Raw genomic sequence first — 19,326 nt, 5'->3', positions numbered from 1 at the left:
TCGTCTTGGCTGACCTGATCGGCTACCGGTTCTCGGACCCGGGCCTGCTCGAGCAGGCCCTGACGCATCGCAGTGCCGGGGCCCGGAACTACGAGCGGCTGGAATTCCTGGGCGACGCACTGGTCAACCTGTTCGTTGCCGAGGCGCTGTTCCAGCACTGGCCACAGGTGGATGAGGGCGCGCTGACCCGCGCCCGCGCCGAACTGGTGCGCGAGTCCTCGCTGGCCATCATCGCGCGCGACCTCGAGCTCGGCCCACGCCTGATCCTCGGCCCCGGCGAGATGAAGTCCGGCGGACACCGGCGCGACTCGATCCTGGCCGACGCGGTCGAGGCCGTGGCCGGGGCGATCTATCTCGATGCAGGTTTCGAGGCTTGCCGCACGGCCGTGCTGCCCTGGTTCAAGGCCGCGATGGACGCGATGCCGCCGCCGCACAAGGTCGGCAAGGATGCCAAGACCCGCCTGCAGGAATGGCTGCAGGGCCGCCAGAAACCCCTGCCGGTGTATGCCCTGCTCGCCGAAAGCGGCGAAGAGCACGCCAAGCATTTTCATGTCAGCTGCACCCTCGCCGATCCACCATTGCGGACGGAAGGCGAGGGCAGCTCTCGCCGCGCCGCAGAGCAGGCCGCGGCCGAGGCGGCGCTGGGTGAGCTGGCGGGCTGAAAGCGCCGTCACCATGAATGAGGCGAAGGATGACGGCGACACCGTCATCGGTTGCCGGCAAGTACAATCCCTCCATGAACACCTCCACTCACCGCGCCGGCCACGTCGCCGTCATCGGCCGCCCGAATGTCGGCAAGTCGACCCTGATCAATGCCCTGGTCGGAGCCAAGGTCAGCATCGTTTCCAACCGGCCGCAGACCACCCGTCACCGCCTGCTCGGCATCGCCACCTTCGAGGCCGGCCAGTTGGTGCTGGTCGATACCCCGGGGCTGCATCGCGATCAGGGCAAGGCCACCGCCTCGGCCATGCACCGTTCGATGAACCGGGCTGCGCGCGGAGCGCTGGAGGGTGTCGACGCGGCGATGCTGGTGGTCCAGGCCGGGCGCTGGGACGAGGCCGACGACTTTGCCTATCAGGCCCTGCACGGCGCCGGTCTGCCGGTGGTGCTGGTGGTCAATCAGGTCGACCTGCTCAAGGACAAGACCGCGCTGCTTCCATACCTGGCCAAGGTCAGCGAAGGCCGCGATTTCGCCAGCATCCATCCGGTTTCCGCGCTCAAGCGAAAGGGCCTGGAGGCCTTGGCCAAGGACGTGCTGGCGCTGGTGCCGGAACAGCCGCCGTTGTACGGAGAGGACGAAATCACCGACAAGAGCCAGCGTTTCCTCGCCGGCGAGATGGTGCGCGAGCAGTTGATGCGCCAGCTCGGCAAGGAACTGCCGTATGCGACCACGGTCGAGATCGAGCGGTTCGTGGTCGATGGCAACCTGTTGCGGATCGGTGCGGTGATCTGGGTCGAGCGCGACGGACAGAAAGCGATCGTGATCGGCAAAGGCGGTGAGCGCCTGCGCGACATCGGCGCCGCGGCACGCCAGCACATGGAGCGCCTGTTCGGCGCCAAGGTGTTTCTGGAAACCTGGGTGCGGGTACGCTCGGGATGGTCGGACGACGAGGCCGCACTGCGGGCGTTCGGATACGAATAGCGAGTAGCGAGGGGAGAGTGGAGAGGAGTGAGAAACGAGTAGAAGCTCACACGCCAGTAGTTCTGTCACTCTTTTCTCACTCCTCTCTACTCTCCACTGCCTCATGCGCCTGACCGCCCAGCCCGCCTTCGTCCTGCACACGCGCCCATGGCGTGAGACCAGCCTGCTGGTCGAGGTCCTGAGCGCGGAGCATGGGCGCGTCGGCCTGCTCGCACGCGGCGTGCAGGGGCCGAAGCGGCATCCGTTGCGGGCGGCGTTGCAGCCATTGCAGTCGATCCGTTTCGATGCGGTCTGGCGCGGCGAACTGGCCCGGCTGATCGCGGCCGAGGCGGTCGATGTGGCGCCACGGTTGTCGGGCGAGGCGACACTGGCGGCCTTCTACCTCAACGAGCTGACCTTGCGGCTGGCGCCGCGGCAGGAGCCGCAGACGGAACTGTTCGCGGCCTACGCTCGTGCCCGCGAGCGCCTGCGCGTCGGCGAACCGCTGGGCTGGACGTTGCGGCGCTACGAGCGCGACCTGCTCGATGCGTTGGGCGTCGGATTCGACTGGCGGACGGACGGCGATGGCGATCCGATCGATCCGGCCGCGCGCTACCGGCTCGATGCCGAGCACGGTCCGCGCCGCCTGCTGCTCGACCGTGGACGGGCCGACCGGGCCGGAGCCGCTACCGGTCGTGCGTTGCTGGCCCTGGGCGAGGACCGGATGCCGGACGCGGCCGACCTGGCTTCGCTGCGCCGCGCGATCCGCGATGTGCTGGCCCACCACCTGGGAGCGCGTGGCCTGAAATCCTGGGAAATGCTCGGCGCACTGGCGGCGACGGTCGCGCCATCAAGGGTTCAGACGGAATCGGATGCCTGACTGGTCCGGTCCGGCCGGGTCGCCAGTGTCTGCAGCGCGGCGCGGTCGAAGCGCTCCAGACTCTGCGGCAGGTCCGGCATGTGCTGCAGGGCTTCGACCGCATCGGCCAGCCGCGCGGCGCCGACGAAGCCGCAGGACGCACGCAGCTTGTGCAGTTCGGCATGAGCGGCGGTGCGGTTGTCCTTCCACCCGGCAATGATGCTGGCGCGGGCGCGATCCAGGTCGCCCAGGAACATCCGCCGCAGGCTGACCACGTGCAGGTGGTTGCCGTTCAGGGCCTGGTCGGCGCTGGCGTCGTCCCACACCGGGAGTATGGCTTCGCCGGGGCCGGGCTCGGCGACCCTGACCGGCGCGGCCTGCACATGTGTCCGCAAAAGCTGTTGCACGACGGCCTGCACCTGCCGGGGCGGCAGTGGCTTGACCAGCACCTGCTCAAAACCGGCATCGAGCAGCTGTGCCTGCTCGCTGGTGGAGAGGGATGCGGTATGGGCGATCGCCGGCGTCGTGAGCCCAAGTGCACGCAGCCGCGCCAGCAGCCCGGCAGCGGTGCCGTCGGGGAGCCGTGCATCGAACAGCCACAGCGCGTGCCGGCCGTCTTCGGCCAGGGTCAGTGCGGTGCCGACGCAGTCGGCCGATTCGATGGTCACTGACAGCGGTTTGAGCGCGGCCTCGAAGAAAGCGCGACTGGTAGGGTCGTCTTCGACCAGGAGGATGCTCGGGGGAGTGGAAGTCGTGGGCATGTCCGGATGACATCCATGTACCAAACCAGCAGGGATAGCGATATTAACCGGGGCCGGCGGTTCATGGGCGGAAAGCGCACGGGCCATGACCGGAGAGCTTCCTATGTCCGACGGCCTGCAACAAATGAAGTCTTGCCCGCCAACTGTTCCAAAAGTCGGGTTCTTCTGCCAAGTGAGGGGGAACTTACCTTCAGCGAAGGCGTGGGCGCCGCCGCTCGCGTTCGATCGTCGGTTCTCGCTGCTCCCTGGCTGTCCCGCCGCGACCTGCCGGCCTTGACGGCGAAATCAAGGAGGAGGCGCCGGCCCTGGCCGGTGCCGGGGGACATTCGCATCCAAGGGCCTTCGCCCCTGGCGCCACGGTCATCCAACAGACCCGGCGCTTTCCCTTCGGCCAGGCGAAGAGTCAGAAACTGCGGGGAAGCACGTCCGGGGGAGTCATCTGCGACAATAGCCGGCTCCGTCCCTGCCAGCCCTCGCCAGCACCCGTGGCCCGACTCGACCGAACCCCCTTCGAAGCCGAAATCACCGACCTGACCCACGACGGCCGCGGCGTTGCCCGCAGCGCCGATGGCAAGACACCGGGCGAAAGCGGGAAAGCCATCTTCATCTCCGGTGCGCTGCCCGGTGAGCGCGTCATCGCCATCCGGACCGGACGTCATCGCAGTTTCGACGAAGCTCGGACCGTCGAGGTACTGCAGGCCGCGCCGGAGCGGGTCGAACCGCGTTGCGTGCACTTCGGCACCTGTGGTGGTTGCGCGCTGCAGCACTATGCCGAGGACAGGCAGATCCTCGCCAAGCAGCGCGTGCTGCGCGAGAACCTGGAGCGGATCGGCAAGGTCGCGCCGGAGCGCTGGCTGGAGCCGTTGACCGACGCCGCCTGGGGCTACCGCCGCAAAGGTCGGCTGTCGGTGCGCCGGGTCGAAAAGAAGGACAAGACCCTGGTCGGTTTCCGCGAGACCGACCCGCGCTTCGTCGCCGACCTGAGCGAGTGCCACACGGTCATCCCGCAGATCGGGCAGAAGCTCGGCGCGCTGTCGGCACTGGTCGACGGGCTGGAGGCGCGGCGCGAGATCCCGCAGATCGAATTCATCGCCGGCGACGAAGCCGTAGCGCTGACCTTCCGTCATCTCAAGCCGCTGTCGGAAGGCGACAGGGCGGCGTTGACCGCGTTCGCGAAAGAGAACGGCTTCGCGATTTACCTGCAGCCGGGCGGCATCGACAGTGTGCATCCGCTTGCCTTGAACGGCGATGGTCGGGACGAGGTGCCGCTGTCGTTCCGCTTGCCGGGCTGGGACGTCGAACTGAAGTTCCGTCCGCTCGATTTCATCCAGGTCAATGCCGGGCTCAACCACAAGATGATCCGCCACGCCTTCGACCTGCTCGAACCGCAGCCGGACGAGCGCGTGCTCGACCTGTTCGCCGGGCTCGGCAATTTCACCCTGCCGCTGGCACGCCAGGTGCGCGAGGTGGTTGGCGTGGAAGGCGAGACCGGGCTGGTCCAGCGCGCGCGCGATAACGCCGCCCACAACGGCCTCGACAATGCGCGCTTCTTCGCCGCGGACCTTGCGAAGGACCTGTCCGGCGAGCCGTGGATGCGCGAGGGCTTCGACAAGCTGCTGCTCGACCCGCCGCGCTCGGGTGCCGACTTCGTGCTGTCGGTACTGCCGCTGAAACAGTTCAAGCGCATCGTCTATGTCAGCTGCCACCCGGCCTCGCTGGCGCGCGACGCCGGCTACCTGGTCAACGAAAAGGGCTGGAAGCTCAAGGCGGCCGGGGTGATGGACATGTTCCCGCACACCGCGCACGTCGAGTCGATCGCATTGTTCGAGCCGTGACGGGCAACCCTGTCGTCCTTCGCTGCACTCGGGATGACGACATCTTCCGTTGACGAAATACGAGATCCCATGGCACTGGAAATTGAACGCAAGTTCCTGGTCGCAGGCGACGGCTGGCGGAGCACCGCACACGAGGTAGTGCCGATGGCGCAGGGCTATCTCAACGATCTCGCGGCAATGGATTCGGGTGCGATGAAGGCCTCGGTGCGGGTGCGCATCGCCGGTGACCAGGCTTTCCTCAACCTCAAGTCGCGCGAGCTGGGCCATACCCGGCAGGAGTTCGATTACCCGATCCCGGTTGAGGACGCACGCGGGCTGCTGGCCCTGTGCGTCGGCGGACTGGTCGAGAAACGGCGCCACCACGTGCATGTGGGCGGTCACCTGTGGGAAGTCGACGAGTTCCTCGGCGACAATGCCGGGCTGGTGGTGGCCGAGATCGAACTGACGAACGCCGACGAAGCGTTCGAGCGTCCGGACTGGCTCGGTGCCGAAGTGACCGACAGCCTGCGCTACTACAATCTGGCCCTGGCTTCGTGTCCGTTCTCGCAGTGGAGTGCGGACGAGCAGGCCGGGGGGACGTGTAGCGTGCGCCGGATCCGCACTCGGCCTTTTCCCCTCTCCCGTGTGCGGGGAGAAACGAAGGTGTCGTGCGGGAGCCGCTTCGTTCTACAGTGACCCGAGTTCATTCCATGGATGTTCGACGATGTTGTTGATTGGGCTTGCCGGTACCGGACTCACCGCGCAGGAGCGCGACTGGCTGCAGCACGATGCCTGCGCCGGCGTGGTGCTGTTCGCACGCAATTTCGCCTCGCGCGCGCAGGTGGCCGAGCTGTCGCAGGCGATCCGCGAGGCCGCGCCGCGGCCGCAACTGGTCTGCGTCGATCAGGAGGGTGGACGCGTGCAGCGTTTTCGAGAGGGTTACAGCGCATTGCCGGCGCTGGAAAGGTTCGGAGGTCTGCATGCGCGCGACCCGGAAGCCGCGCTGCAACTGGCACGCGAGCACGCCTGGTTGATGGCGAGCGAGGTCCGCGCCAGCGGCGTCGACCTGAGCTTCGCGCCAGTGGTCGACCTCGGTCGGGGCAACCGCGCGATCGGCAATCGCGCCTTTTCGGATGCACCCGATGCGGTCGCTGCCTTCGCCCGCGCCTATGTCGAGGGCATGCACGAGGCCGGCATGGCGGCGACTCTCAAGCATTTCCCCGGCCATGGTTCGGTGGCCGAGGATACGCATTTCGAGACCGCTGCCGATCCGCGCGACCTGGATGAGATCCGCGCGCTGGACCTGGTGCCGTTCGCGGCCGGAATCGAGGCCGGCGCCGACGCCGTAATGATGGCGCACGTGGTCTATCCGCGGGTCGATACCGAGCCGGCCGGCTTCTCGTCGCGCTGGATCAACGACATCCTGCGCGGTGATCGCGCGTTGGGCGGACTGGGGTTCCGTGGCGTTGTCTTCAGTGACGATATCGGCATGAAGGCGGCCGACACCGTCGGTGGTGTGGGCGCGCGGGTCAATGCGCACCTCGATGCCGGTTGCGACGTGGTGCTGGTCTGCCACCCGGAGCTGGTCGAGGATTCGCTCGCGGCGGTGCAGGGCCGCCCGCTCGATACCATGGCGCTGACAGGGCTGCTCGGGCGCGGGGCGCTCGGCTGGGACGCCCTGCTGGCCGACAATCGCTACAGTGACAGCCGCAGCCGGCTGGAGGATTTTGGTTGATGAGTGGACGTGACCTGGTTTGGGCGTTGGAAAATTCCGATCTCGTGGTCGAGCAGGCCACGCTCGAACAGTCGATTGCACGGATGGCGGATGAGATCCGCGCCGACCATGACGAAGTACCGGTTTTCCTCACCGTGATGCACGGCGGCCTGCCGTTCGCGGCGCGGTTGGCGATGGAGCTGGGCGCGCGCGGGCTCGACCTCGAGTTCGATTACCTGCATGCGACCCGCTACCGCGGCGAAACCCGCGGCAGCGACCTGGTCTGGAAACACCGTCCGGCAACGCCGCTCAAGGGCCGACGCGTGCTGCTCGCCGACGACATCCTCGACGAGGGTCATACCCTGGCCGGGATCATCGAGTGGTGTCTCAGCGAAGGCGCGCGTGAGGTGCGGGTGGCGGTGCTGGTGGTCAAGCAACATGACCGCTGTGTCGAGGGCATACGTGCCGACTACATTGGCGTTGAAGTGCCGGATCGCTACGTGTTCGGCTATGGCATGGATTTCCACGAGCAGGGCCGCAACCTGCCGGCCGTCTACGCCTTGAAGGATTGATGCGATGAGTTCCATCGACCTTGCCGTCATCGGCGGTACCGGCCTGTACAAGTTGGCGGAACTGCAGGACATCGAAACTGTCCAGCCCTCGACCCGCTTCGGCGAGCCGTCCGGACCTGTGCGCATCGGCACCATGGCGGGGCATCGCGTCGCTTTCCTCGCCCGCCACGGCGAAGGCCACTCGGTACCGCCGCACAAGGTCAATTACCGCGCCAACCTGGCAGCGTTGCAGGATCTCGGGACGTCGCGCGTGCTCGCGCTCAATACCGTCGGCGGCATTACCGAGCGCTTCGGTCCGCGCGTGTTGGCTTGCCCGGACCAGCTGATCGATTACACCTGGGGCCGCATCTCGACTCTTTGCGAGGAGCCGGGTAGCGAGGTGCTTCACGTCGATTTCGGCGAGCCGTACACCCGTTCGCTGCGCGAAGTGGTGTTGGCTGCGGCGGCGCGGGCCGGGGTCGCGCTGGTCGATGGCGGCTGCTACGGCGCCACCCAGGGGCCGCGGCTGGAGACCCGTGCCGAGATCGCACGCATGCGCCGTGACGGTTGCGACCTGGTCGGCATGACCGGCATGCCCGAGGCCGGACTGGCCCGCGAACTGGGTCTGGATTACGCCTGCCTGGCCATCGTCGCCAACTGGGCGGCAGGCGCCGGACCCGATCCGGACGAGGTAATCACCCTGCAGGACGTGCTCGACAACGTCACTGCCGCTTCGGCCGGTCTGCCGACGCTGTTGGAAGCGCTTCTTCGGAGCTGAATATCGGGCAGGCTCCCTGCCAGTTGTCAAGCGGCCGTTCAGTTTGCATACTCGGCCTGCGTCAGGCGCGTTCCCGCGCTGGCGCACCATCGCATCCAGCATGAGGTCATCAAGGACATGCAGTACGGTACCGTGAAGTGGTTCAACGACGCCAAGGGATTCGGCTTCATCTCACCCGAGGATGGCAGTGCGGACGTTTTCGTCCATTTCTCCGCAATCAACGCAAAAGGCTTCCGCAGTCTGCAGGAAGGCCAGCGTGTCAGTTACCAGCTGACCCAGGGCCCGAAAGGTGCCCAGGCCTCCGAGGTGTCGCCGACGGTCGAAGCGTGATCGACTCCTGATGTCGATATTTCCAGGCCCCGCCGGATTGGCGGGGTTTTTTCATGGATTTTCACCCAATCGCGGAAGGTCGCCTTCAGCGAAGGCGCTGCCGCTCGCGTTCGACTGCAGGTTCTCGCCGCTATCTGGCTGTCCCGACGCGACCTGCCGGCCTTGACGACGAATGTCCCCCGGCCGCCGCCCGTGGCGGCGGCCTCCTCCTTGATTTCGCCGCCAAGGCCGGCAGGCCACATCGGGTCGCGCGGCCACGCTGGAACGCGAAGCCGGTCCTCCCCGGGGTTTTGCTTCTGGGACCACCGGTGATGTCCGAACGTCGGGGGCGAAGGCCCTTGGGTGTGAAATCAAGGAGGAGGCGCCGGCCATGGCCGGCGCCGGGGGACATTCACATCCAAGGGCCTTCGCCCCCGGCGCCCCAGTCATCCAACAGACACGGCGCTTTCCCTCGATCGGGAGAAGAACCTTTTTTATGAGGCATGCCTGGATGGCCAGGAACATGAGGTAACGCAGTGAAAATCGGAATTGTCGGATACGGCACCGCCGGGCAGGCATCGGCGCTGCTGCTTTCGCGCGATGGGCACGAGGTGGAGGTATTCGAACGCGCACCGGTACTGGGCCCAGTCGGGGCAGGCTTCCTGCTGCAGCCGACCGGGCTGGCGGTGTTGTGGGAGCTGGGCCTGCTCGATGAAGCGCTGGCACTGGGGGTGCGCATCGAGCGCCTGTATGGCGAAACCGTGCAGGGGCGTGCGGTCATGGACATGCGTTATCGCGAACTCAGGCATGGCGGTTCATCGCCGTTCTTCGGCCTGGGCATGCAGCGCGGGGCCCTGTTCGGTCTGCTCGATGCCGCATGGCGCGAAGGGCGTCAGGTGCGTTGCGGGCGGCAGATCGTCGCCGTCGACGCCGAGCGAGGCCTGCTCGATGATGCGGACGGCAATACCCATGGCCCGTACGACATCGTCATCGTTGCCGACGGTGCCGCCTCGGGCCTGCGCGGCCTGGTCGTAGAGCCGGCGCTGGATCGGCCCTATCCATGGGGTGCGCAATGGTGCCTTGTCGAACAGCGCGGCTGGGCCTGGCCGGACGAGCTGCGCCAGCGTTACGTGGGTGCACGGCGGATGGTCGGCATGCTGCCGGTTGGCCGCCGCATCGATGATCCAGTGCCACGGATGAGTTTCTTCTGGAGCCTGCCCGTCGATCAGCTGGCCGAGGCCGGTCGCGATGCCGGCGCGTGGCGTGACGAAGTAGGGGCGGTCTGGCCCGAGGCGGCCACGGCGCTGGCCGATACTGAAGTGCCGGGCGGACTCGCACAGGCACGCTACCGGGACGCGGTGCTGCGGCGCTGGCATCGTGGGCGCGCGGTCGCCGTCGGCGATGCCGCGCACGCGATGAGCCCGCAACTGGGGCAGGGCGTGAACATGGCACTGATGGACGCGCTGGCGCTGCGCGATGCACTGCACCGGCATCCGGTCCCGGCGGCGGCTTTCGCACAGTACCAGCGCGAGCGGCGTGCCCATGTCGGCATCTACCACTTCTGGAGCCGCTGGCTGACGCCGTTGTTCCAGTCCGGGCACGACCGCCTGGCGGCGTTGCGCGACCGGGTGTTCCATCCGCTGTCGCGGTTGCCGGGCGGGCGCGGCCAGATGCTGCGCGTGCTGACCGGTACCCGTCGCGGCTGGCTGGGTACGCAGTCGCTGCCGGAGGCTTTTCTCGATGTCATGACGGCTCATGCCGCGAGTCTTCCAGCATCGGACGCTTTGGCCGAAACGTCTCAGGACCGGGCTGTCTAGAGCGATACTCTTTAGAATCGGGTTGGAGTCCAGCCCACGATTCGTGCAGGGAGCCGCACATGACTGCCACGTTCGACGACGCACCGTCCCCGATTCGGCCGACCCACGAGGTCGGCAACCAGCCACCCGAGTTCGCCCCGCGCGATCTCTGGCGGGACGACATCGCATTGCGTGAATCCCTGCTGCGCGAGGGTGGGGAGGAATGGCAGCCACAGGTCGCGGCCTACGGCAGGCTGGCTGGCGACACGCTGTATGCGCTCGGCTTCGATGCCCATCGCGACCGTCCGCGCCTGCGCACCCACGATCGCTTTGGCCATCGCATCGACGTGGTCGAGTTCCACCCCAACTACCACGCGGTCATGCAGGCGGCGGTCGAACACGGTGTCGCCGGCCTGTCCTGGCACGAGCCGCAGCCGGGTGCGCATGTTGCCCGCGCGGCGCTGAGCTATCTCCATCACCAGGTCGAACCCGGCAGCAGCTGTCCGCTGACCATGACCCACGCCGCGGTACCGGTGCTGCAACAGGTGCCGGCGCTGGCCGAATGGGCCACCAAGGCCGCAGCGCCGCATTACGACCCGCGCAACGTGCCGATCTCAGACAAGCTCGGTGTGACCCTCGGCATGGGCATGACCGAGAAGCAGGGCGGCAGCGACGTGCGCGCGAACACCACCGTCGCCACGCCGCTGTCGGGCGACGAATACGAACTGGTTGGCCACAAGTGGTTCTTCTCGGCGCCGATGTCGGACGGCTTCCTGGTGCTTGCGCAGGCACCGGGTGGACTGACCTGTTTGCTGATGCCGCGCTGGCGCCCGGACGGCAGTCGCAACGCGTTCCGGATCATGCGCCTGAAGGACAAGCTCGGCGACTGGTCGAACGCTTCCTCCGAGGTCGAATTCGACGGTGCCTGGGCGCGCCGCGTCGGCGACGAGGGGCGCGGGGTGGCGACCATCATCCGCATGGTCATGCTCACGCGCCTGGATTGCATGCTCGGCTCGGCGGCGGAGATGCGGATGGCGCTGGCGCAGGCCATCCACCACGCCCGTCACCGCCGCGCGTTCGGCAAGCGGCTGGTCGAACAGCCACTGATGCGCAACGTGCTGGCCGATCTCGCGCTCGAATCCGAAGCAGCGCTGGCGTTGTCGATGCGGGTCGCGCGCGCGGTCGATGCCGCGCCGAAGGATTCGGATGAAGCGGCGTTCGCACGCATCGCGACCGCGATCGGCAAGTACTGGATCTGCAAACGCGCACCGGCCTTCGTCAACGAGGCGCAGGAATGCCTGGGCGGCGCCGGCTACGTCGAAGAGTCGATGCTGCCGCGGCTGTACCGGCAGGCGCCGTTGAACTCGATCTGGGAAGGCAGCGGTAACATCCAGTGCCTCGACGTGCTGCGTGCGCTGGTGCGCGAGCCCGAGTGTATGGCCGCATTGCAGCAGGAATTGTCTGCGGTCGACGGCGTGCCGGAGGAGTTCATAGCCGGATTGGCGGCCTCGATCGCGCGGGCCGAGGAGGGTGGGGCACGCATGCTGGTGGAACAGCTGGCGCTGGGATTGCAGGCGGCGGCGCTGTTGCGCGCAGGCAGTCCGATGGCCGAGGCCTTCGTTCGCAGCCGCCTTGAGGGCGGGCACGGCCTCGCGTTCGGCACCTTGCCGGCCGGTATCGGCTTCGACGCGATCATCGCCCGCGCACTGCCGTGACTCCGGCACGTCTGTGACCGCAGCCCGGGTGCGGCTTCGCCTTACCTGGGTTACATCGTGCGCCTCTTCGTAACTACTGCTCCGGCGGCAGGGTGCGCGCGCCGGTCACGATCATCCGCACCATCGTGGTGAGCTGGTCGACCAGCTCCGGATCCTTCTCCGGCGGCAGGTCCATCGCGGTGCCACCGACCGCGAACACCAGCCGGGTGATCGCTTTCGCCGCCAGCGCCGGTTGGTGCAGGGTGGCATGGTCGAGCCGGGCCAGCCGGATCAGGTCCAGCCGCAATTCCTCCTCGAAGAACTCCAGCTCACGGTCGACCGCCTGTTTGAACGCGTCCGAGCCGACCGTGCCCTCGCGCAGCAGCACGTGCAGCAGCTTGTCGTCGGCGCGCAGCTGTTCCATGAACGCCTCCACCGAGCTGCGGATCACGCTGAGCTTGCCGCCGGCCACGCGCTGGCGCGCCTCGCCAATGATCTGTCGCAATGAGCGGCCCGCCAGGTCGATCAGCGCCACCGCCAGTTCGTCCATGTCGCGGAACTGGCGGTAGAAGCTGTTCGGCGCGATCCCGGCCTCGCGCGCGACCTCGCGCAGGCTCAGCGTGGAGACGCTGCGGTGCGGGCCGACCAGCTTCAGTGCCGCGGCCAGGATGTCGTCGCGCGAGATCGACGGCTTGCGGCCGGGACCGTGGTCGTCGAGGGCGGCGGGCGGCGCAGTACGGGGGAGGGGGTTGTCACGGGGCGAGTATGACGAAACTGAACCTGGTCAGGCGGATGAGACCATCATCGCGCAATTAATATACAGTTGTATATACATTTGTCCGCACGCTGGTATAGTGCCGTCCATGAGTGCCCGCCCCCGTCCTTCGCGGTCCAGCCACAGCACCGGCCTGCGCAGCTGGCTGCGTCCGCTGGTCACCCCGCATGTCTTTGATTTCTGGGCCTCCCGCGTCCATCCGTTGTGGACCTGGGAGCGCCCGCTGGCACAGCTGGTCGAACGTCGCAGGGAGTCGTGCGATACGGTGACCCTGCTGTTGCGGCCCAACCGGCACTGGGCCGGATTTCGCCCCGGCCAGCACGTCAATCTGGGCGTGGAGATCGGCGGCGCCCGCATCACCCGCAGCTACAGCCTGTCGCAGCCGCCGCGTGCCGACGGGCTGGTCGCGATCACGGTCAAGCAGATGCCGGGTGGCAGGGTCAGCCCGAATCTGTTCGAGCGGGCGGAAAAGGGCGAGATATTCGAGATCGGCCCGGCCTTCGGCGACATGACCCTGCCGGAGCAGCCTCGGGGCGAATGGCTGTTCCTGGCTGCCGGCAGCGGCATCACCCCGCTGATGTCGATGCTCCGCGGGTTGGCTGCAGAGGGCATGCCGGTACCGCTGGCCCTGGTCTACTGGGCCCGTCGCCGGGAGGAGATGTGCTTTGTCGACGAGCTGCGCGCGCTGGCGGCGGCGCACGACGGTTTCACCCTGCACCTGCTGCTGACCCGGGAGCAGCCCCGCGAGGCCGACGAACATGAAGGCCGCATCGGCGAAGCATTGTTGTCGTCGCTGGTGCCGGACCTGGCCGGACGGCAGGTGATGGCCTGCGGTCCCGGCGGTTTCGTCGAAAGCGCACGCGAGCTGCTCGATGGCCGTGTCCGCAGCTTCCAGTCCGAGGCCTTCACCCTGCCCGATGTGCCGGTCACCGACGAGGGTGAAGTCGAACTGACCCTGGCCCGGCGCGGCAAGGTGCTGCGGGTGCCACGTGGCAGAACGCTGTTGGCCGCGCTGGAGGCGGAAGGCCTGCGGCCACCCTCCGGCTGCCGCATGGGCATCTGCAACACCTGCGCCTGCGGAAAGTCCGCCGGCAGCGTGCGCCACCTGCCCAGCGGGGAGCTGGTCCACGAGAACATGAGCGCGCTGAAGCTGTGCATCCACAGCGCCGTCACCGACCTGACCCTCGACCTGTGAACAAGGCCGATCCGAGAATGAGCAAAGCAAAGAGCCGTGCCCTGACCCCTGCCGAACTCGACGCCTTCGGCGCCGAACTCGACGCCCTGCGCGCACGCACCGTCGCCACGCTGGGCGAGCGCGACGCCCGCTACATCCGCAATGTGGTCAAGGCGGTGCGCTACACCGGCGTCGCCGGCCGTGGCCTGCTGTTCCTCGGCGCCTTCGTGCACAGCGTGCTGATCCCGGCCTGGATCGCCGGCGTGCTGTTGCTGGCGCTGTCGAAGATCCTCGAGAACATGGAGCTCGGCCACAACGTCATCCACGGCCAGTACGACTGGATGGGCGACCCGCAGCTCAATGGCAAGACCTACGAGTGGGACATCGTCGCCACCTCCGAGAACTGGCGCAGGACCCACAACTTCCGCCACCACACCTATACCAACGTGCGCGGGCTCGACGACGACATCGGCTACGGCCTGCTGCGCATCTTCCCCGAGCAGAAGTGGCATCCGTTCTTCCTGCTGCAGCCGATCGTCGCGCCGGTGTTCGCGCTGCTGTTCGAGTGGGGCGTGGCGATCCAGGACCTCAAGCTGGGCAACTGGTTCAAGGGCAAGATGAGCAGCTCGCAGCTGTGGCGCAAGTTCCGCCCGGTCGGTCGCAAGATGGGCCGCCAGCTGTTCAAGGACTATGTGCTGTTCCCCGCGCTGGCCGGGCCGTTCTTCCTGACCGTGCTGCTCGGCAACATGGCCGCCAACCTGATCCGCAATGTCTGGACCTACGTGATCATCTTCTGCGGCCACTTCACCACCGACGTGGAGACCTTCCCGCGCGACGTGATCAAGAATGAGTCGCGCGGTCACTGGTATCTGCGTCAGCTGCGCGGGTCGTCGAACATCTCCGGCGGCTTCGGCATCGACGTGTTGTCCGGCAACCTCAGCCACCAGATCGAACACCATTTCTATCCGGACATCCCGGCCAACCGCTACGCGGAACTGGCGCCCGAGGTCCGCGACATCTGTGCCCGCTATGGCCAGCAGTACAACACCGGCTCGTTGCCTAAACAGTTCGGCCAGGTGGCGTGGCGGATCCTGCGCCACGCGTTCCCGAGCCGGCCGCGGCGCGCGGTGCCATTGGTGGCGAACGGGTAGTTGTCGGAGTCGGAACAGAGCGGGGGAATGACAGCACGCGATCTCCTCGCTGCTCCGTAGCCCGGGTAAGCGAAGCGCACCCGGGACATCCATCGTCAATTCCCGGGTGCGCTTCGCTTACCCGGGCTACGGCGAGTGCCGGGATCAGTCCAGGAACTGCAGCTTGGCCAGCTCCGCGTAAAGCCCGCCTTCGGCCAGCAGCTGCGCGTGGGTGCCCTCGGCGACGATTCGACCGCGATCCATCACCACGATGCGGTCGGCCTTGAGCACGGTTGCCAGCCGGTGCGCGATGACCAGGGTGGTGCGGCCTTCCATCAGGGTTTCCAGCGCCTGTTGCACGGCGCGTTCGCTCTGCGCGTCGAGTGCGCTGGTGGCTTCGTCGAGCAGCAGGATCGGTGCGTCCTTGAGCAGGGCGCGGGCAATCACGATGCGCTGTTGCTGGCCGCCGGACAGGCGTGTGCCGCGTTCGCCGAGTTCGGTGTCGAGGCCTTGCGGCAACGCTTCGATGAAATCCGCCGCATGCGCGGCACGGACTGCGGATTCGATGTCGGCATCGGCGGCATCCAGTCGCCCGTAGCGGATGTTCTCGCGCGCGCTGGTGGCGAAGATGGTCGGTTGTTGCGGCACCAGCGCGATCGCCTCGCGCAGGTCGGCGGGGTCGAGTCGGGCCGCGTCAACGCCGTCCACCTGCACCGTTCCCGTGTCCGGGTCGTGGAAGCGCAGCAGCAGCGAGAACACCGTGCTCTTGCCGGCGCCGGATGGTCCGACCAGCGCCACGGTCTCGCCCGGTGCCACCTTCAGCTCGAAGTCGTCCAGCGCAGGCAGGTCGGGGCGGGCCGGGTAGTGGAAGGTGACGCCGTCGAATGCGATTTCGCCACGTAGCGGCTGCGGCAGCAGCTCCGGATGCGCGGGTGCGGTGATCGCCGGCTCGGCATCAAGCAGCTCGCTGACCCGGCCCATGCCGCCGGCCGCGCGTTGCAGTTCGTTCCAGACCTCGGCCAGCGCGCCGATCGAGCCGCCGCCGATCAGCGCGTACAGCACGAACTGGCCGAGCGTACCGGCGCTCATGCGATTGGCGGCCACGTCATGTGCGCCCATCCACAGCACCAGGGTGATCGCGCCGAACACCAGGCTGATCGCGATCGCGGTGACCCAGGCCTGGGCCTGGATGCGGCGGCGCGCGGTCGCGACCGCGGTGGCGATGGCATCGCCGAAGCGGCCGCGTTCATAAGGTTCGCGTGCGTGTGCCTGCACCGTGCGCACCGCGCCGAGGGTTTCGGTGGCTAGGGCGTTGGCGTCGGCGATGCGGTCCTGTGCCGAGCGCGAGATCTTCTGCAGCCGGCGCGCGCCGATCACGATCGGCAGCACCGCCAGCGGGATGCCGATCATTGCCCAGGCCGCGAGCCGCGGACTGGTCACGAACAGCATCACGATGCTGCCGAGGAAGGTGACGCTGCTGCGCAGGGCGACCGACATGCTGGTCGCGACCACGTTGCGCAGCAGCTCGGCGTCGGCCGTGAGCCGCGAGACCAGTTCGCCGCTGCGGTTGCCGTCGTGGAAACCCGAGTCGAGGCCGATCAGGTGCGAGTACAGCTGGCGGCGCAGGTCGGCGACCACGCGTTCGCCGAGCACGGAGACGAAGAAGAATCGCGCCGCAGTGGCGAACGCCAGTATCAGCGCGACAACGAACAGCAGCGCGAACGCACGGTCGATGCCCTCGCCACCGGTGGAGAAACCCTGGTCGATCACGGTGCGGAACGCGAGCGGAAGGCTCAGCGTCGCGGCCGACGAGAAGGCCAGCGCTGCCAGCCAGGCGAAGAACAGGCCGCGGTGGCGGCGCACGAATGGCCACAGCGTACGCAGGTGGCCGATGGGGGCCTTGGCAGGGGGCGTGTTGGTCATTGCTGCTCGTCGACAAGGCGCACCCGGTCACGGGTGGCGTCGCGCAGGCGCTCTTTCAAGGGGGCGACGGCATCGGCCGGCAATTCCAGCCGCATCCGTGCGCCGCCGGCATCGAACCGTTCGTCGAGCTTTTCGGCCGGGAACTGGGCCACCGTGGCATGCACGGTGCCGGTGTCCTCGAAGCCGTAGGCGATCTCCAGCGTCGCCATCTCGACCAGTGGCTGCCGTGGCGCGGTGCGCAGGCATTCGGCCGCGCAGCCGCCGTAGGCGCGGACTAGGCCGCCAGCGCCGAGCTTGATGCCACCAAACCAGCGCGTCACCACCACCGCAACGCGGTCGAAGCCCTGACCCTCGATCGCGGCCAGGATCGGCCGCCCCGCGGTGCTGGCCGGTTCGCCGTCGTCGTTGAAGCGGTACAGGCCGCCGATACGGTACGCCCAGCAGTTGTGGGTGGCGGCCGGGTCGCCGACTTCGTCGAAGAATGCCAGCGCTTCATCCGGTGTCGTCACCGGCGCGGCCTGGGCCAGGAACCGGCTGTGCTTGACCTCGGCGCTGTGCTGGACGCGTCCGGCGAGGGTGTCGGCACTCATCGCAGGGAGGGGGACGAGTCGGTCGTTTCCGCCGGCTCGTGATCCAGTTGCTCGCCGTCCAGGGATGCGCCGTCCAGAAGCGCTCGCAGGTCGTCGGGCAGGCGCACGCGCGGATGCGCCTTGTGGAAACGGCGCAGGCTTTCGCGTGCGGTTTCGGTGTCCCCGGCTTCGATGCGGTCACGGATGCGCTGCAGCCAGTCGAGTGGGGCGAGGCGGCTGTCCTCGTGCACGGGCATGGAGGCGGTCGGGGCGATGCGGCTGCCGGTCACGGTGATACGGTCGAGGGCGACTTCGCTTGTTTCCTCGATCTTCTCTTCACCGGCTCCGGCCGCGACGGTTTCGGCGTCGCTGTCGGCGGCTGCCGCTGCCGGCGACGGGGCACGCAAGGCCGCCGGCGCGGACGGCGCAGGCGCGGCCTGTCGCTCATGGCGCGCGCGTTCGGCCCGTTCCGCCTGCGCACGGGCAGCGCGGGTATAGGTGGCGCGACCCGGCGCGGAGGCCGGGGCCGCCTGATCGGCTTTCGGAGCGTCGGCCGCTATCGGAGCGACGGGGAATGCCTCGGGAGCCGGAGCGGCTTCGTCGGTGGCCGGGAGTTCGTCGCTGTGCACGGCCGCTGCTCCGGCAGGCGGCACGGCCCTGGTCGCGGCAGGTTCGGCCTGCGTGGCAACCGCTGCCTTGCGGCTTTCCGGTTCCGCTGCCGGCGATGTCGCGGCCGGCACCGGAGCCGGAGCCGGTCGCGGCGCAGTCTGTTCGGCCGGCGGTGGTTCGACGATCCGTGTACGCGGCTCGACCGAGGGCAGTTCGCCTTCGATCAGGATCACCTGCTCGACAGCGCCGGCGGGGCTTTCGCTCATCTGCGGCAGGATTTCCTGGGTGGGACGCAGCTGCCAGACCACGCCCAGCACCACGGTCAGCGACGCAGCCAGACCGAGACCGGACACCAGTCCGCCAGCGCCGCCGGACAGGCCCAGCCAGCGACGGCGCCGGCGTCGCGGCACCGAGACCACGGCGGCGTGGGCGGCGGCTAGGATCTTCGCGTCCAGTGCCGCTGGCGGGCCGGCGTGCGGACCCAGCCGCGACAGGCGCTCGGCCAGTTCGCGTTCCCCGGGTGTCAGCGGTTCGTGGTCGTGGGGGTTCATTCGTTCAATCTCGTGCGCAGCTTGTCCATCGCGTAGCGAAGCCGCGACTTCACCGTTTCCCGGCCGACGCCGGTGATCTCGCCGATCTCCTCCAGGCTCAGTTCCTGCTCCAGCCGCAGCGTCACCACCACGCGCTGCTCATCGGGCAGTTCCTCGATCGCGCATTGCAGCCGGCGGCGCTGTTCGAATTCGGACAGGCTGCGTTCGGGCGTATCCGGGTCGGGGATACGGGCGGTGCGCTCATCGCCGTCCTCGGGGGCCGGGGGCCGGTGCTTCAGGCCGCGCCAGTGGTCGTTGAGGCGATTGTGCGCGATCCGGTAGAGCCATGTGCTGAATGCGGCCTCGGGCTTCCAGCTCGCGCGAGCAGCGATCACGCGCTGCCACACGTCCTGGAAAAACTCGTCGGCCAGCGCCGCATCGCGCAGCTGGCGCATCAGGAAGCGGTACAACGGTGCGCGATGACGGGCATAGAGCTGTTCGAAAGCGGTCACGTCGCCACCGGCCCAGGCCAGCATCAGTGCGGTGTCGTCCGGATCCCGCGCGAGTTCCTGCGCGGGTACGGCGGCGGTGTCGGTCCCCGAATCCATCTGCGGCAGATTACGGCCAAGCGCTCCGGGTGGAAAGCCATGCCCGCAACCGCGGGCAGCCGTGTCGGGCACGGTTCTGCTTTCGATGCCGGCGTTCGACATTGCCGTCGG

At 67.9% G+C, this 19,326-nt stretch carries 18 protein-coding genes and 1 pseudogene; 13 read left to right on the top strand and 6 right to left on the bottom strand.

Annotation, left to right across the window (positions count from 1 at the left end; genetic code table 11):
• Positions 1 to 5: 5 nt before the first annotated feature.
• The 3 genes from rnc (at position 6) to recO (ending at position 2,501) form a co-directional block, all read left to right on the top strand.
• Positions 6 to 662 carry a ribonuclease III gene (gene rnc / locus FKV23_RS10715; RefSeq protein ID WP_141623836.1) on the top strand — a complete coding sequence of 219 codons (657 nt, stop codon included), beginning with the start codon at positions 6 to 8 and terminating at the stop codon, positions 660 to 662.
• Between the two features lie 74 nt (positions 663 to 736).
• Entirely contained in the window at positions 737 to 1,642 is a 906-nt protein-coding gene (gene era / locus FKV23_RS10710) for a GTPase Era (RefSeq protein ID WP_141623835.1), read from the top strand.
• A gap of 103 nt (positions 1,643 to 1,745) precedes the next feature.
• The gene (gene recO, locus FKV23_RS10705) at positions 1,746 to 2,501 is read left to right on the top strand and encodes a DNA repair protein RecO (protein ID WP_141623834.1); all 756 of its coding nucleotides are present in this window, start codon (positions 1,746 to 1,748) and stop codon (positions 2,499 to 2,501) included.
• Here the strand turns inward: recO and FKV23_RS10700 are convergent.
• Positions 2,480 to 3,241 carry an Hpt domain-containing response regulator gene (locus FKV23_RS10700; protein WP_167285163.1) on the bottom strand — a complete coding sequence of 254 codons (762 nt, stop codon included), beginning with the start codon at positions 3,239 to 3,241 and terminating at the stop codon, positions 2,480 to 2,482. The genes recO and FKV23_RS10700 overlap by 22 nt on opposite strands.
• Positions 3,242 to 3,726: 485 nt before the next feature.
• Between FKV23_RS10700 and rlmD the strand changes: the two genes are divergently transcribed.
• From rlmD to FKV23_RS10660, 8 genes and pseudogenes are all read left to right on the top strand, one after another.
• Positions 3,727 to 5,076 carry a 23S rRNA (uracil(1939)-C(5))-methyltransferase RlmD gene (rlmD, locus tag FKV23_RS10695; protein WP_141623832.1) on the top strand — a complete coding sequence of 450 codons (1,350 nt, stop codon included), beginning with the start codon at positions 3,727 to 3,729 and terminating at the stop codon, positions 5,074 to 5,076.
• Positions 5,077 to 5,145: 69 nt separating this feature from the next.
• Positions 5,146 to 5,631 (top strand): annotated as a pseudogene (locus tag FKV23_RS10690) (CYTH domain-containing protein); the annotation flags it as partial.
• A gap of 148 nt (positions 5,632 to 5,779) precedes the next feature.
• Positions 5,780 to 6,790, top strand: coding sequence for a beta-N-acetylhexosaminidase (nagZ, locus tag FKV23_RS10685; protein ID WP_141623830.1), 1,011 nt, complete (start codon positions 5,780 to 5,782; stop codon positions 6,788 to 6,790).
• Positions 6,790 to 7,341, top strand: a complete 552-nt coding sequence (locus FKV23_RS10680; protein ID WP_141623829.1) for a hypoxanthine-guanine phosphoribosyltransferase — start codon at positions 6,790 to 6,792, stop codon at positions 7,339 to 7,341. Before nagZ ends, FKV23_RS10680 begins: the two co-directional genes overlap by 1 nt.
• A gap of 4 nt (positions 7,342 to 7,345) precedes the next feature.
• On the top strand, positions 7,346 to 8,098 hold the full coding sequence (locus FKV23_RS10675; RefSeq protein WP_141623828.1) for an S-methyl-5'-thioinosine phosphorylase: 753 nt from the start codon (positions 7,346 to 7,348) through the stop codon (positions 8,096 to 8,098).
• Positions 8,099 to 8,215: 117 nt separating this feature from the next.
• Positions 8,216 to 8,428 (top strand): cold-shock protein, encoded by a 213-nt coding sequence (locus FKV23_RS10670; protein ID WP_141623827.1) that lies wholly within the window; start codon positions 8,216 to 8,218, stop codon positions 8,426 to 8,428.
• A gap of 515 nt (positions 8,429 to 8,943) precedes the next feature.
• A complete protein-coding gene (locus FKV23_RS10665) occupies positions 8,944 to 10,224 on the top strand; it encodes an FAD-dependent oxidoreductase (protein WP_141623826.1) in 1,281 nt (426 codons plus the stop codon).
• 59 nt (positions 10,225 to 10,283) lie between these two features.
• Positions 10,284 to 11,918 carry an acyl-CoA dehydrogenase family protein gene (locus FKV23_RS10660; RefSeq protein WP_141623825.1) on the top strand — a complete coding sequence of 545 codons (1,635 nt, stop codon included), beginning with the start codon at positions 10,284 to 10,286 and terminating at the stop codon, positions 11,916 to 11,918.
• Between the two features lie 73 nt (positions 11,919 to 11,991).
• Here the strand turns inward: FKV23_RS10660 and fabR are convergent, their stop codons facing one another.
• Positions 11,992 to 12,582: an HTH-type transcriptional repressor FabR gene (gene fabR / locus FKV23_RS10655; protein WP_141623824.1), complete on the bottom strand. Its 591-nt coding sequence runs from the start codon at positions 12,580 to 12,582 to the stop codon at positions 11,992 to 11,994.
• A gap of 178 nt (positions 12,583 to 12,760) precedes the next feature.
• Here fabR and FKV23_RS10650 point away from each other — a divergent pair, with 178 nt between their 5' ends.
• A complete protein-coding gene (locus tag FKV23_RS10650) occupies positions 12,761 to 13,867 on the top strand; it encodes a ferredoxin reductase (RefSeq protein ID WP_141623823.1) in 1,107 nt (368 codons plus the stop codon).
• A 17-nt stretch (positions 13,868 to 13,884) separates the two neighbouring features.
• On the top strand, positions 13,885 to 14,997 hold the full coding sequence (locus FKV23_RS10645) for a fatty acid desaturase family protein (RefSeq protein ID WP_141623822.1): 1,113 nt from the start codon (positions 13,885 to 13,887) through the stop codon (positions 14,995 to 14,997).
• Positions 14,998 to 15,141: 144 nt separating this feature from the next.
• Here FKV23_RS10645 and FKV23_RS10640 read toward each other — a convergent pair whose 3' ends face one another.
• From FKV23_RS10640 to FKV23_RS10625, 4 genes are read right to left on the bottom strand one after another with little or no spacing between them, the layout of a single operon-like run.
• Positions 15,142 to 16,899, bottom strand: a complete 1,758-nt coding sequence (locus tag FKV23_RS10640) for an ABC transporter transmembrane domain-containing protein (RefSeq protein ID WP_141623821.1) — start codon at positions 16,897 to 16,899, stop codon at positions 15,142 to 15,144.
• Positions 16,896 to 17,489 (bottom strand): IMPACT family protein, encoded by a 594-nt coding sequence (locus FKV23_RS10635; protein ID WP_141623820.1) that lies wholly within the window; start codon positions 17,487 to 17,489, stop codon positions 16,896 to 16,898. Before FKV23_RS10635 ends, FKV23_RS10640 begins: the two co-directional genes overlap by 4 nt.
• Positions 17,486 to 18,628, bottom strand: a complete 1,143-nt coding sequence (locus FKV23_RS10630; RefSeq protein WP_141623819.1) for a hypothetical protein — start codon at positions 18,626 to 18,628, stop codon at positions 17,486 to 17,488. The genes FKV23_RS10635 and FKV23_RS10630 overlap by 4 nt, the downstream gene beginning before the upstream one ends.
• Positions 18,625 to 19,215: an RNA polymerase sigma factor gene (locus FKV23_RS10625; protein ID WP_141623818.1), complete on the bottom strand. Its 591-nt coding sequence runs from the start codon at positions 19,213 to 19,215 to the stop codon at positions 18,625 to 18,627. Before FKV23_RS10625 ends, FKV23_RS10630 begins: the two co-directional genes overlap by 4 nt.
• Positions 19,216 to 19,326 lie beyond the last annotated feature (111 nt).

The organism is Lysobacter alkalisoli (assembly GCF_006547045.1).
In the GTDB taxonomy this organism is placed as follows: domain Bacteria; phylum Pseudomonadota; class Gammaproteobacteria; order Xanthomonadales; family Xanthomonadaceae; genus Marilutibacter; species Marilutibacter alkalisoli.
The sequence above is the reverse complement of the archived record's forward strand: the minus strand, read 5'-3'. Positions and strand labels throughout refer to the sequence as shown.